At 70.6% G+C, this 13,484-nt stretch carries 9 protein-coding genes; 7 read left to right on the top strand and 2 right to left on the bottom strand.

Annotated features, from left to right (window positions below):
- The first annotated feature begins 32 nt into the window (after positions 1–32).
- Positions 33–1,403: an MFS transporter gene (locus ACF09J_RS11815; protein ID WP_392305241.1), complete on the top strand. Its 1,371-nt coding sequence runs from the start codon at positions 33–35 to the stop codon at positions 1,401–1,403.
- Positions 1,404–1,443: 40 nt separating this feature from the next.
- Positions 1,444–2,370, top strand: coding sequence for a LysR family transcriptional regulator (locus tag ACF09J_RS11820; protein WP_392305242.1), 927 nt, complete (start codon positions 1,444–1,446; stop codon positions 2,368–2,370).
- Positions 2,371–2,396: 26 nt separating this feature from the next.
- Here the strand turns inward: ACF09J_RS11820 and ACF09J_RS11825 are convergent, their stop codons facing one another.
- Entirely contained in the window at positions 2,397–3,014 is a 618-nt protein-coding gene (locus tag ACF09J_RS11825) for a TetR/AcrR family transcriptional regulator (RefSeq protein WP_392305243.1), read from the bottom strand.
- 255 nt (positions 3,015–3,269) lie between these two features.
- Between ACF09J_RS11825 and ACF09J_RS11830 the strand changes: the two genes are divergently transcribed.
- The 3 genes from ACF09J_RS11830 to ACF09J_RS11840 all read left to right on the top strand — a co-directional run bounded on the left by ACF09J_RS11830 (position 3,270) and on the right by ACF09J_RS11840 (position 7,805).
- Positions 3,270–4,742: an aldehyde dehydrogenase gene (locus ACF09J_RS11830; RefSeq protein WP_392305244.1), complete on the top strand. Its 1,473-nt coding sequence runs from the start codon at positions 3,270–3,272 to the stop codon at positions 4,740–4,742.
- A gap of 65 nt (positions 4,743–4,807) precedes the next feature.
- The gene (locus ACF09J_RS11835; protein WP_392305245.1) at positions 4,808–6,175 is read left to right on the top strand and encodes an aspartate aminotransferase family protein; all 1,368 of its coding nucleotides are present in this window, start codon (positions 4,808–4,810) and stop codon (positions 6,173–6,175) included.
- Positions 6,176–6,308: 133 nt separating this feature from the next.
- Positions 6,309–7,805 (top strand): APC family permease, encoded by a 1,497-nt coding sequence (locus ACF09J_RS11840; protein ID WP_392305246.1) that lies wholly within the window; start codon positions 6,309–6,311, stop codon positions 7,803–7,805.
- Between the two features lie 98 nt (positions 7,806–7,903).
- On the opposite strand, the gene ACF09J_RS11845 is transcribed toward ACF09J_RS11840, so the two are convergent.
- Entirely contained in the window at positions 7,904–10,117 is a 2,214-nt protein-coding gene (locus ACF09J_RS11845) for a discoidin domain-containing protein (protein ID WP_392305247.1), read from the bottom strand.
- A gap of 397 nt (positions 10,118–10,514) precedes the next feature.
- On the opposite strand from ACF09J_RS11845, the gene ACF09J_RS11850 reads away from it, so the two are divergent.
- Together ACF09J_RS11850 and ACF09J_RS11855 are read left to right on the top strand one after the other, a co-directional pair.
- Entirely contained in the window at positions 10,515–11,609 is a 1,095-nt protein-coding gene (locus ACF09J_RS11850; RefSeq protein ID WP_392305248.1) for a DUF1996 domain-containing protein, read from the top strand.
- A gap of 113 nt (positions 11,610–11,722) precedes the next feature.
- A complete protein-coding gene (locus ACF09J_RS11855) occupies positions 11,723–13,468 on the top strand; it encodes a discoidin domain-containing protein (protein ID WP_392305249.1) in 1,746 nt (581 codons plus the stop codon).
- Positions 13,469–13,484: the final 16 nt, after the last annotated feature.

The following is a 13,484-nucleotide window of genomic DNA, read 5'->3' on the forward strand; positions in this document are numbered from 1 at the left end:
GGCTTCTCCACCCACCCCCCAAGGAGGCGCGCATGCGCACCTATAACAGCGCCGACACGACGACCGACGTCGAGGCGGCCACCGACGTGGTCGCATTGCGCAGGAGCGTCATCGCGGGAGCCATCGGCGTGTTCGTGCACTGGTTCGACTGGGCGGCCTACGCCTATCTCGCCGGCACCGTCGCGACCGTGTTCTTCCCGGACCAGAACCGCACGACCGGACTACTCGCCGTGTTCGGTGTGTTCGCCGTGTCGTTCGGCATCCGGCCGATCGGTGCCCTGGTGTTCGGACCGCTCGGCGACCGGATCGGCCGCAAGCGCACCCTGTCGCTGGTCATCTTCATGATGTCCGGCGCGACACTGACGATCGGCCTGCTGCCCGGCTACGCGTCGATCGGCATCGCCGCCCCGGTGCTCATGCTGGTCCTGCGCCTGATCCAGGGCTTCGCCGCGGGCGGCGAGTTCGGCAGCGCGGCGAGCTTCCTCGCCGAGAGCGCGCCCCGGCGCCGTCGCGGATTCGGCGTGAGCTGGCTGGAGGCCGGTTCCCTGCTGGGCTTCCTCGCCGGCTCGTTCGTCTTCCTGCTGCTGTCCGCGGGGCTCGACGAAAACCAGCTGACCTCCTGGGGCTGGCGCATTCCCTTCCTCGTCTCCGCGCCGCTGGGCGTCATCGGCTTCGTCATCCGCAACAAGATCGAGGACACCCCCGAGTACCGGATGCTCGAAGCCAGCGGCTCCGTCCCGCGCAGCCCCGTGCGGGAGCTGCTGCGCACCCACAAGCGGCAGATGCTCCAGGCGGCCGGCCTGATGGCTGCCATGCACGTGCCGTTCTACGCCGTGCTGACCTACCTCGTCACCTACGAGACCGACCACCTGGGCCACTCGGCCGACAGCGCCGCCCTGCTGTCCACGGTGATCTCGCTGCTGGGGCTGGTGCTCGTGCCGCTGTTCGGCATGCTGTCCGACCGGGTGGGACGCAAGCCGGTGTTCATAGGGGCGACGGCGACCCTGCTGGTCGTCTCCACCCCGGCCTTCCTCCTGATGCGGACCGGGCTCGCCGGGACCTGGATCGCCGGCCTGCTGCTCGGCGTGATCCTGGCGGCGATCCTCGGCACGTACGCGGTGTGGTCGGCGGAGACCTTCCCCACCCGTACGCGGCAGAGCGGCCTGTCCATCTCCTACAACATCACCGCCGCCCTGTTTGCCGGCACCGTGCCGTACCTGATGACCGTGCTCATCTCCGCGACCGGCAGCACCCTGGTGCCCGGTCCGTACCTGATGGTGTTCGCCCTCGCCGGTCTGATCGCCGCCCTCACCCTGCGGGAGACCGCCGGCTGCGCCCTGCTGCACCCCGAGGACGTGTCCGAGGGCGCGGCCCGCGAGGCCACGGTGGACAGTGCCGCATAGGGTCGGCACCGACACCGATCACCAGGCGCAAGGGCCACGTATGACGGCACCAGTGGGCTTCACGCTCGTTCAGCTCCGCTACTTCCTCGTCGCGGCCGAACGCGGTTCGATGACAGAGGCGGCGGCGGAGCTGCACATCGCGCAGTCCGCCGTGTCGGCGGCCGTCCACAACCTGGAGCGGGACCTCCAGGTGCAGCTGTTCATCCGCCGACGGGGCCGGGGGCTGACCCTCACACCCGCCGGGGAGAGGCTCCAGCAGCAGGCGCGGGATCTGCTGGCCCGCGCCCGCGAGGTCGAACGGGAGGCCCGGGGAGACGGTGAGACCCTCTCCGGGCCGGTGGCCGTCGGCTGTTTCGTGACCCTGGCCCCCTCCTACCTTCCGCCCCTGTTCAGCGAGTGCTCCAGACGCTGTCCGGGCATCGAGATCGAGGTGGTGGAGGCGGAGACGGACCAGCTCGTCCACGCCCTGGCGGCCGGACGCATCGACTTCGCCCTCACCTACGGCCTCGGTCTGTCGGCCGAGCCGGAGCTGCGCAGCGAGACGATCGCCCTCGCTCCGGCCTACGTCATCGTCGCCGCCGATCATCCGCTGGCCGGTCAGGACAGTGTGGAGCTGGCCGAACTGTCCGCCGAACCGCTCGTCCTGCTGGACCTTCCCCACAGCCGCGACTACTTCCGTTCGCTGGTGGCCGCCACCGGCACCGCGCCCGACATCCGCTATCGCACCCAGAGCTACGAGACCGTGCGCTCCCTGGTGGCCCGCGGACTCGGCTACTCCGTGCTCAACCAGCGGCCGGCGACCAGCCAGACCTACGGCGGCGGCGAGGTCGTGGAACTTCAGCTCCGGGACGGCGGCCCCCCGCTCGAGGTCAAGATCGCCTCGGTGGACGGCATGACCCAGACCGCCCGCGCCCGAGCGGTGATGGACCTGCTGCGGGAGATTGCCGCCCGGTCGACCGAGGCCTGAGCCTCCAGGCCTCGGCGAACCGGGCTCTACAGTTCGGCGCAGCCCGTCATCGCCCGGGTATGGGCCAGGATCAGCTCACGGGCCCGCTCGGGGCGCAGCGCCGCGTTGCGGCTGACGATGTGCAGGCCGTAGCCGTCCTCCAGGGCCACAAGGCCGTGCGCCAGATCGTGCGCGGACGCGGCGAGGGAGAACACACCGGTCGCGGCGCCGACTTCGAGGGCCGTCGTGTAGAGGGCGACCTCCCGGGCGAACAGGGAGGTCATCAGCTCGGCGTGGCCCGGGCTGCGGCCGGCGCGCCGGTGCAGTTCGTACAGCAGCCCGTGGACCGGGTCTTCCGTCATGCTCGGCAGACCGCTGTGCAGTAGCGCCCGCAGCCGTGCCGCGGGATCCGCGGCGGGTGCCTCGTCGTAGGCCCGCTGCCGAGAGGCCAGGTAGCCCTCGACCGCGCCCCGGTGCACCTCCAGTACGAGGTCGTCGAGCTCCGGGTAGTAGTACAGGACCGAGCCCTGGGAGACGCCCGCCGCGTCCGCGATGTCCTTGATGCGCAGGCCTTCGAGGCCGCGCTCGGCGATGGCCCGTCCGGCGGCGGTGACGAGGGCCTGTCGGCGTGCCGTCTGGTTGCGTGGTCTGCCCGCTTTCCCCATGGTGGTCAATTCTCTGACACCCATCTCAGTTTTCGCAAGAACTTCCAGTCGGAAGCATTGACGGCCGGTTCACCTATTGTTTGAATCTCGACTCAAAGAACTCGGCGCGGGCACACGCTGCCGGGCCGCCCCTCTCTCGCGCACGCCGTCCCGCGCCCGCCGTCCACCGACAGCACCCCGGAACGGCCCGGGCCGCACACGGTCCGCACGGGCACCGGTTCGCCCACGTCCCACGACGCAATCGAAGGCCACAGCATGCAGACGTACGCCCACTGGCGGCAGCGCGCCGCCGACCTCACGCCACGCACGCGCCTGTTCATCGACGGAGCGTGGACCGACCCCGCCGACGACCAGTGGATCCCGACCGTGAACCCCGCGACCGGCAAGACCACGGCCCACGTCGCGGCCGGCTCCGCCGCCGACGTCGACCGGGCGGTGACCGCGGCCCGCGCCTCCTTCGAGGACGGCCGCTGGTCGCGCACCGCACCCGCGGAGCGCAAGCGGGTCCTGCTCGCGCTGGCCCGCCTCATCGAGGAGAACAGCGAGGAGCTCGCCCTCTGCGACACCCTCGACATGGGCAAGCCCATCGCGGAGTCCCACGGCACCGACGTGCCCGGCGCGGCCGGCGTCTTCGCCTGGTACGCCGAGGCCGTCGACAAGCTCTACGACGAGGTCGCCCCAACCCCGCCCGGCAGCCTCGCCCTCGTGCGGCGCGCCCCGCTGGGCGTCGTGGGCGCGGTGGTGCCCTGGAACTTCCCTCTGGACATCGCCAGTTGGAAGCTGGCGCCCGCCCTCGCCGCGGGCAACAGCGTCGTGCTCAAGCCGGCCGAGCAGTCCCCGCTGTCGGCGCTGCTGCTGGCCGAACTCGCCTCGCGTGCGGGCCTTCCCGACGGCGTGCTGAACGTCGTCCCCGGACCCGGGGAGACGACCGGGCGCGCCCTCGGTCTCCACCCGGACGTGGACACCCTGGTGTTCACCGGCTCCACCGCCGTGGCCCGCCGGTTCCTCGCCTACTCCGCCGAGTCGAACATGAAGCAGGTGTGGCCCGAGGCCGGCGGCAAGAGCCCCAACGTGGTGTTCGCCGACGCCGACCTGGAGGCCGCCGCGGAACGGACCGCCTGGGGCTTCGTCTACAACTCGGGGCAGGTGTGCTCCGCCAACACCCGGCTGCTGGTCGAGGCGTCGATCGCCGAGGAGTTCACGGCCGCGGTCGCCGGACACGCCCGCGCCTGGCTGCCGGGCGACCCGCTCGACCCCGCGACCCGGCTCGGACCGCTCGTCGACGCCGCCCAGGTGGAACGCATCCTGCGGGCCCTGGAGTCATCGGGCGGCACGCTCGTGTGCGGCGGCACGCGACCCGACCGCGACGGCGCCTACCTCGACCCCACCGTCGTCACCGGCCTCGGACCCGACGCCCCGCTCGTCCGCGAGGAACTGTTCGGCCCCGTGCTGACCGTGCTGCCCTTCCACGACGAGGCCGAGGCCGTCCGTCTCGCCAACGACTCCGCCTACGGACTGGCCGCGTCCGTGTGGACCCGGGACCTCGGCCGGGCCCACCGCGTCGCCGACGCCCTGCGGGCGGGCACGGTCTCCGTCAACACCGTCGACGCGCTCAGCCCGTTCACGCCCTTCGGCGGGTTCAAGCAGTCCGGCCACGGCCGCGACCTCTCCCTGCACTCCTTCGACAAGTACACCGGCCTGAAGACGACCTGGATCACCCACGGCTGACCGGCCCGGCGACGTTGCCCCGGCCACCCCACCCACCACCGGTACCGAGCAAAGGACGCACCCTCATGACCCGCAACCCTGCGGACCTCATCCAGCTTGACCGCGCCCACATCATCCACCCCTACCTGCCGGGCAGCGCCACGGAACGCGTCGTCATGACCTCCGGCGCAGGCTGCCGCCTCACCGACTCCGAGGGCCGCGGCTACCTCGACGCCACCGGCGGCCTCTGGCTCGCCCAGGTCGGGCACGGCCGCACGGAACTGGCCGACGTCGCCCACGAGCAGATGAAGAAGCTGGAGTACTTCACCAGCTTCTGGGAGTTCTCCAACGAGCGCGCCATCGAACTCGCCGCACGCCTGGCCTCCCTCGCCCCCGACTCCCTGAACCACGTCTACTTCACCTCGGGCGGCTCCGAGGGCAACGAGGCGGCCATCAAGATGGCCCGCTACTACCACCACCGGCGCGGGGAGAGCAGCCGGACCTGGATCCTGGCGCGCAGCAAGGCCTACCACGGCATCGGCTACGGCGGCGGCTCGGCCACCGGCTTCCCCGTCTACCACGAGGGCTTCGCCCCGATGATGCCGCACGTCTCGCACCTCACGCCCCCGTGGCCGTACCGCTCCGAGCTCTACGGCGACCGGCCGCTGAGCCCCGAGCAGGTCACCGACTTCCTCGTCCGCGAACTGGAGGAGCGCATCGCGGAGATCGGCCCGCACAACATCGCCGCGATGATCGGCGAACCCATCATGGGCGTCGGCGGCATGCTCGTCCCGCCGGCCGACTACTGGCCCCGGGTGCGCGAGGTCCTCGACCGGCACGGCATCCTGCTGATCTTCGACGAGGTGGTCACCGCCTACGGCCGCGTCGGCGAGTGGTTCGCCGCCCAGTACTTCGGCGTCACCCCGGACATCATCGTCACGGCCAAGGGCATCACCTCCGGCTACGTCCCGCTCGGCGCCCTCCTGGTCGGCGACCACGTCGCCGAGGTCCTGCTGCGCGACCACGGCTTCCCGATGGGCTACACCTACAACGGGCACCCCGTCGCCACCGCGGTCGCCACCGCCAACCTCGACATCATCGAGAAGGAGGGCCTCCTCGCCCGCGCGACGAGCCTTGGCGCCTTCCTCCACGGCGAACTCCAGGCCCAGCTCGGCGAGTTGCCGATCGTCGGTGAGATCCGTTCCGTCGGCATGATGCTCGCCGTCGAACTCGTCCAGGACCGCGCCACCCGCGCACCCCTGCCCCTGAACCCCGACCGGATGCCCCACGACGTCATCCGCCGCGAGACCGGCGTGATCGTCCGCGACTCCGCGCACAGCCTGGTGCTGTCCCCGCCGCTCATCATGACCGAGGCCGAGGCCAAGGAAGCGGCCTCCGCGCTGCGGGGCGTCCTGGAGCGCACCGAGCCCACCGGCGAGATCCGCGCCGCCTGACGCCCACGGGGGAGGCCCGGCCCCGACCGGGCGTCCCCCGCACAAGCACCAGCACCACCCGACACGGACCCCATGCCGTCACGGCGCGCACGCGCCCCCTCGCAGTTGCCCCTCTCCCTCCTAGGAACTGCCCGTGTCCTCCCATCTCTCGACGACCCCGCCCCGCGCGTCCCAGCCCCCGACCGGCAGCCTGCAACGCAGCCTCAAGCGTTTCGACATCACCGCCATGGCCATCGCCGCGGTGATCTCCTTCGACACCGTCGGGCAGATCGCCACCGGCGGCGGCCAGGCCGCCACCTGGACGGCGGCCATGGCGCTCCTCTTCCTCATCCCCTACGCCCTGCTGTTCGCCGAGACAGGTGCCGCGTTCCCCCAGGAAGGCGGCCCGTACGTATGGGCCAAGCTTGCCCTCGGCCGTCCGGCGGCCGCCCTGACGACCCTCATGTACTGGGTCACCAACCCCATCTGGCTGGGCGGTTCACTGGTCTTCCTCGCCGCGCAGACCTGGGACGGATTCGTCTTCCACCTGGGGTCGGGCACGGTGGCGGACTACACCTTCAAGCTGCTGTTCGTCTGGATCGCCATCCTCACGGCCGTCGTCTCCCTGCGCCGCGGCAAATGGATCACCACGGCGGGCGCGGCGATGAAGGTCCTGGCGCTCGCCCTGTTCACCCTCACGGCGGTGCTCTACGGGCTGCGGCACGGCTTCCACGGCCTGACCGAAACCCGCTTCACCCCGACGACCGCCGGTTTCCTCGCCCTCGTGCCGATCCTGCTGTTCGCCTACGTCGGTTTCGAGGCGCCCAACGCCGCCGGCGAGGAGATGCACGACCCGCAGCGCGACGTGCCCGCCGCACTCGGACGCTCCGCGACCGTCGCCGCCTGCTGCTATCTGCTGCCGGTCCTCGCCCTCCTGGCCGTCGTGCCCAAGCAGCAGGTCACCGGCATCGGCGGCTTCATGGAGGGCGCCCGCCTCGTCTTCGGCGTCTACGGCGGCGCGGCCGGCCCCCTGCTGAAGCTCACCGCCGTCATGTTCGTCTTCGCCCTGCTCACCCAGGGCAGCGCCTGGATGATCGTCAGCGACCGCATGCAGGCCATGGCCGCCGCCGACGGAGGCTTCTTCACGCGCGCGCTCGGCGCCTTCCACCCGCGGCTCGGCACGCCGGTGCGCACCAACCTGCTCTCCGGAGCCGTGGCCACGGTGTTCATGATCGCCGCCATGCGGCTCGCGAACGGCGACGCGGCCGACGTGTTCGCGGTGGTGCTCACCGTCGCGGTCACCACCCTGCTGCTGTCCTACCTGGTCGTCATCCCCGCCCTCGTCCTGCTGCGGACCCGCCGGCCGGAGGTCCCGAGGCCCTACCGCGTCCCCTTCGGCGACCGGGGCTTCATGCTCTGTGCGGTACTCGTCTACGCCTGGATCCTGGTCGGGTCGTGGTCGGCGCTCTTCCCCGGAGTCCTGGAACGGCTCTTCGGCATCGACTACGTCTTCCACGACGTCTGGGGCGTGTCCCGCGCCTCGTTCGAGGCCTTCACCCTCGGCACCGTCGCCCTCCTGCTGATCGTCGGCGCCATCGGCGTGGTGGTGGCCCGCCGCGAGAACACCGCGAGGGGCGCGGCTGGTTCCTAGCACCCGCGCATCCGATTGCCGCTCACGCGTGCGGCGAGCCACCGAGGGGGTGACTCGCCGCACGCCGGCGCCGGTCCGGGCCGGTCATCCGTTGCCGGTCAGGGGAACTGGACCACCTTGGACGGCACCGTGCTCGTTCCCGAGGTGGGCGCGCCCGTGTTGTTGACGACGTGGGCGTACTGGCCCTGGCCGCCGAGGGAGATCACCAGGATGTCGTGCAGCTTGATGCCGGACTTGACCGGCACCTGGAATCCGTGCGCCTGGACGATCGACGGGTCGGACGTGAAGTTGCAGTAGCTGCCCAGACCCCAGGCCTCGTGCGTGTTGACCGAGTCGGCGACCTTGTAGGCCGCGTAGCCGACGATGCCGTCGTGGGTGATGGCGGCGGCGTTCGGGACGTCGTAGGCCTTCTCGTTCTGGAAGAAGATCGTCCGGCCGCGCTCTCCGTTCCAGTACACGTCGTACTTGTTGTAGTGCTCGACGAACAGGCCCGTGGCGAGCACGTCGTTGCCGTTGACCCACAGGCCGTAGTCGGCCCGGTTGGTGTTCCAGCCGACGCCGCTGCCGTGGTCCGCGCGCCACAGCCAGGTGTGGTCGATGATGACGTTGTTGCTGTTGACCACGATCGAGTTGGTCGCGAGACCGGGGCCCGCGCCGCCGATGCGGACGAACACGTCCTGCACCGTGGTCGGGTTGGCGGAGTGGTCGGCGGACGAGCCGGGCTGGCCGACCCGCAGGAGCGTGTCCGAGTTGGCGGTGCCCGCGTCGATCAGGAACCCGGCGAGCCGTACGCCGTCGACGTCCGCGACGTGCATCGCGTCGACGCCGTTGTCGGGCACGAGGGTGGCGAGACCCAGCCCCAGCACGACGGTGTTCGCACGGGTGACGTCGATGGTCCGGTCGAGGTGGTAGACACCGGGCGTGAACAGCAGGTTGAGGCCCTGGGACAGCGCCTGGTTGATGGTGGCGGCGGTCGCGCCCGGCTTGACGACGTAGAACTGGTCGAGCGGGAGGGAGCTGCCCGCGTTGGCCGGCCAGGACACACCGCGGGCATTGGTGCGCTTGGCGGGCACGAACACCTTGTAGGTGCTGCCGTCGAGGTACAGGAACGGCTTCTCGCGCGAGATCGGCGTGGTGTCGAGCGTGGTGTACGAGCCGGTGGCGAAGTCGGTCCCCGGCGCGCCCTGCACACCGGTGAACGTCATGTTCCACACGCCGTTGGTCCAGCCGCCCACCGAACTGTCGCGGGTGTACCACTGCTGCTGCGAGTACGGGCCGACGGTGCCGTCGATCTTCGAGTCGGCGATGTACCCGCCGGAGGCCCAGCCGTACCCGTTCGGGGCGAGGTTGAGGCCGCCCTGGACGTGGATGCGGCGGAACGGGGCCGCCTGTGCGACGGCCCACCGGTCGTCGCCGTGCGACGGCCTGATGGCGAGGTTCTCCGCCGAACGCCAGAAGTTCTGGGTGGCGTTGCCGTTGAACCAGCCCGCGTCGACGGTGATGTCCCCGTTGATCCGGGTGTCGTCGGGGTTGAGGCCGAGCCCGGAGATCGAGGTGTAGAAGCCGATCTGGGCGTTGATCCCGTTGTAGGTGCCCGGCTTGAGCAGGAACTGGTAGCGGCCGCTGCCGAACTGGTTGGACTCCTGCTGGGCGAAGACCTGGTCGAACCTCTGCTGCAGGTTGGGGGTGGAGGGGTCGACGACGATGACGTTCGGCCCCAGGTCGCCGCCGCCCTGGACGGGCGGGGTGCCGCCGCCGGACGAATCGGTGTGGACGGCGACCTCCCAGAGGGAGTAGCCGTAGCCGGTCGAGCGGACCGTCCCGTAGATGCGCAGGTAGCGGCCCGAGCCGCTGACGTCGTAGGAGGCGGTGCCGCCGGTCGCGCCGGTGACGGTCTTCAGCGTGGTCCAGCTCTGGCCGTTGGCGGAGGCCTGGATCTGGAACTCCTTGGCGTAGGCGGTCTCCCAGGTCAGGTCCACCTTGCACAGGTTCTGGACCGAGCCGAGGTCGACCTGCACCCACTGCGGGTCCGAGAAGGCGCTGGACCAGCGGGTGCCCGGGTCGCCGTCGAAGGCGGCGGAGGCCGGAGTGCCCGCGTTCTCCGTGGAGGAGGCCGACGCGGGCCTGCCCAGGGCGGCGTTGCCGGTGCCGCAGGCGGCCGCGAGGCCGGCGCTCCGGTCGGCCGACGGCGTGGCGGCCTTGCCCTGGGGCAGCGGGGTCCCGGCCGCGGCGGCGGCCGGCAGGTCGGTGGCGGGAAGGGCGACGAGCGCTGCCACTGCGGCGAGCGCGACACCCAAGGATCTGAGTCTCATACGGGTCCCTGCGGATGCGATGGGCGAGTGTTCGCGAGGAGGGCGGGGCTGTGTCACGGCTGCGCAAGCTCAACTACACGCCGACGCAGCTTAGTTCACATCTTGATTTAACTGATGAGGCAGAGGGGTCGGCAAGCCCCCGGACGCGGGAATCTTTTCAAGCGTTGATGGGACCGGTGCCCGCCGCAGGTGGGGTGGTGTTCAGGAAGTGAGGACGGGTGGGAGGGCGCTGATCCTTCTGCGGCATGCCTTGACACCCGCGCGTCAAGCACTCAACACTCCGAAGGCGGGAGAGCGCTTGCCCGCCGCCGGCGACGTGCGTGACGCACCGTCAGGTCCGTGCCCGCTCGCCCTTCTTCACCCCCCACTTCTCACCCCCTGTGTTCAGGAGGTCTCCATGCCACGGAGATCGAAAGCCCTGTCAGGAATGCTGATCGCCGGAGCACTGCTCATGACGTCCCTCGGTGTGGCCGGCGTCGCCACCAGTGCAGGTCCGCCCGCCCCCGGCAGCGAGGCGGCGACGTCTTTCGCGGCCGGCCACTCCGGGCACGCCATGGCCGCGTCGACCGCCTTCTCGGTCGAGGACCCGGACGGCGACGGCTACATCCCGGCGAACCCGCCGGTCACCGGCGTCACCCCGTCCACCGCGAACCCGCCCCACCGCTACTTCCACGAGTTCCAGGCCAACTGCTCGGTCACCCACACCAGGCCCGACGACCCGATCGTCTATCCGCAGCAGCCGGGCAAGTCGCACGACCACACCTTCATGGGCAACACCACGACCGACGCGAACAGCACCACCGCGTCACTGGACGCGGGCGGCACCGCCTGCAAGGCGCCCGGCGACCGGTCGGGCTACTGGGTGCCGACCGTCCACAACGGCGACCGGGCGGTGCTGCCGGTCGGCCCGCAGACGATCTACTACAAGACGGGCGTCACCGACTACACCAGTGTGCGGCCCTTCCCCAAGGGGCTGCGCTTCGTGGTGGGCAACCCGCTGCAGAGCGCCCAGGAGTTCCGAAACAGCCCCGGTTTCGTCGAGGGCTGGGAGTGCGGCGACAGCTACTTCAACGTCGACTTCCCGGCGAGCTGTCCCAACAGGCCCGACGTGCAGCTCAACATCCGCTTTCAGGCGCCCAGTTGCTGGGACGGCAAGTACCTCGACACCCCTGACCACCGCAGCCACATGGCGTATCCGGTGGTCAGGCCCGGCACCAACGACAACATGTGCCCGGCCGACCATCCCGTCGCGCTGCCGATGATCGAGTTCAAGATGGCGTTCCCGGTCAACGGCGACATGTCCCGGGTGAGGCTGTCGAGCGGGGCCGCCTGGTCCTTCCACTACGACTTCTTCAACGCCTGGGACGCGCCCACGCTGGCGGCCATGGTCGACCACTGCATCGTCGGCGGCCTCCAGTGCGACGCCCGCGGCTACGACGAGACGCACCCCGAGGCGGGAGCGGCGCTGGGCGCGGACTACCGGCTTCCCTGACCCGCACCCCGAACGCGCGCCACTCCGCGAAGCAGGGTGGCCCGGCCGGACCCACCCCACGACGGCCGGGCCACCCGTTCTCCCCCCACCCTCCCGCGCATCGGAGACCCCCCATGCCACGAAGTCGCACCCGCCGTCTGACCGCTCCGCTCACCGCGGGCCTCCTCACCCTCGGCGCCCTCACCGCCCTGCCCGCCACGCAGGCCCACGCGGCCGGCAGCGTCGTGAAGGTGACCGGCGCCAAGGGCAACTGGCAGCTCACCGTGGACGGGAAGCCGTACCAGCTCAAGGGCCTGACCTGGGGCCCGTCCCCCACCTTGGCCGACACCTATCTGCCGGACCTGAAGTCCTTGGGCGTCAACACCATCCGCACCTGGGGCACGGACGCGAGCAGCAAGCCGCTCTTCGACTCCGCGGCCGCGCACGGCATCAAGGTCGTCGCCGGATTCTGGCTCCAGCCCGGCGGCGGTCCCGGCAGCGGCGGCTGCGTCGACTACGTCACGGACACCACGTACAAGAACAACATGCTCAACGAGTTCGCGAACTGGGTGCAGACCTACAAGGACAACGCGGGCGTGCTCATGTGGGACGTGGGCAACGAGTCCGTCCTCGGCCTGCAGAACTGCTACGGCGGCGACCAGTTGGAGCGGCAGCGCGACGCCTACACGAGATTCGTCAACGAGGTCGTCCGCAGGATCCACGGCATCGACCCGAACCACCCGGTCACCTCCACCGACGCCTGGGTCGGCGCCTGGCCCTACTTCAAGCGCAACGCGCCCGACCTCGACCTGTATGCCGTCAACTCCTACAACGGCGTCTGCGGCATCAGGTCCGCCTGGGAACAGGGCGGTTACGACAAGCCGTACATCGTGACCGAGTCAGGACCGGCCGGCGAGTGGGAAGTGCCGAACGACGCCAACGGGGTCCCGGCGGAGCCCAACGACCAGGCCAAGGCCGCGGGCTACACCAAGGCGTGGGGCTGCGTCACCGGCCACAGCGGGGTCGCGCTCGGCGCCACGCTGTTCCACTACGGCACGGAGTACGACTTCGGCGGCATCTGGTTCAACCTGCTGCCCGCCGGACAGAAACGGCTGTCCTACTACGCGGTGAAGAAGGCCTACGGTGGCGACACCTCCCGCGACAACACCCCGCCGGTGCTGTCCGAGATCGGCGTCCAGGGCGACCCGGGCGCGGTACAGGCAGGACGGGACGTGACACTCGACGTCCAGGCTACCGACCCCGATGGCGACGCGGTCACGTACGAGGTACTGGACAACAGCATGTACCTCGACGGCAGCGGCCAGCTCAACTCCCTGCGCTTCACCAGCGAGGGCGCGGGCCGGCTGAGGTTCACGGCGCCCGACCGCCCCGGCGTCTGGAAGATCTACGTCAAGGCGACCGACGGCCATGGAAACGTCGGCGTCCAGTCGCGCTCGATCAGGGTGATCCCGCCGCTGATCGACGGCACGAACGTGGCCCTGCACAGGACGGCCACCGCCTCCTCGTACCAGCCGTCCGGCGGGGACTGCCCGTGCACGGCCGCCAACGCCGTCGACGGCCGCATGGACACCCGCTGGGCCGGCGACTGGAGCGACCCTCAGTGGATCCAGGTCGACCTGGGCGCCCCCACCACCTTCCGGCACATCCAACTCGTCTGGGAAACCGCCTACGCCAAGGCATACGCCATCCAGACGTCCGACGACGGCCAGAACTGGCAGACCCTGCGCCGGGTCACCGACGGCAACGGCGGCGTCGACGACCTCGACATCACCGGCACGGGCCGCTATGTCCGCATCAACTGCACGGAGCGGGGAACCGGTTGGGGCTACTCGCTGTACGAGCTGGGCGTGTACGCCTGACCACGAGAACCGACCG

Origin of the sequence: Streptomyces sp. NPDC014889, assembly GCF_043081205.1 — a bacterium.
Taxonomy (GTDB): Bacteria; Actinomycetota; Actinomycetes; order Streptomycetales; family Streptomycetaceae; genus Streptomyces.

Excerpts from the sequence above, each read along its gene's own strand:
- ACF09J_RS11815 (WP_392305241.1), top strand. The coding sequence starts at position 33 with ATGCGCACCTATAACAGCGCCGACACGACGACCGACGTCGAGGCGGCC.
- ACF09J_RS11855 (WP_392305249.1), top strand. The coding sequence starts at position 11,723 with ATGCCACGAAGTCGCACCCGCCGTCTGACCGCTCCGCTCACCGCGGGC.
- ACF09J_RS11850 (WP_392305248.1), top strand. The coding sequence starts at position 10,515 with ATGCCACGGAGATCGAAAGCCCTGTCAGGAATGCTGATCGCCGGAGCA.
- ACF09J_RS11820 (WP_392305242.1), top strand. The coding sequence starts at position 1,444 with ATGACGGCACCAGTGGGCTTCACGCTCGTTCAGCTCCGCTACTTCCTC.
- ACF09J_RS11825 (WP_392305243.1), bottom strand. The coding sequence starts at position 3,014 with ATGGGGAAAGCGGGCAGACCACGCAACCAGACGGCACGCCGACAGGCC.
- ACF09J_RS11845 (WP_392305247.1), bottom strand. The coding sequence starts at position 10,117 with ATGAGACTCAGATCCTTGGGTGTCGCGCTCGCCGCAGTGGCAGCGCTC.
- ACF09J_RS11835 (WP_392305245.1), top strand. The coding sequence starts at position 4,808 with ATGACCCGCAACCCTGCGGACCTCATCCAGCTTGACCGCGCCCACATC.
- ACF09J_RS11830 (WP_392305244.1), top strand. The coding sequence starts at position 3,270 with ATGCAGACGTACGCCCACTGGCGGCAGCGCGCCGCCGACCTCACGCCA.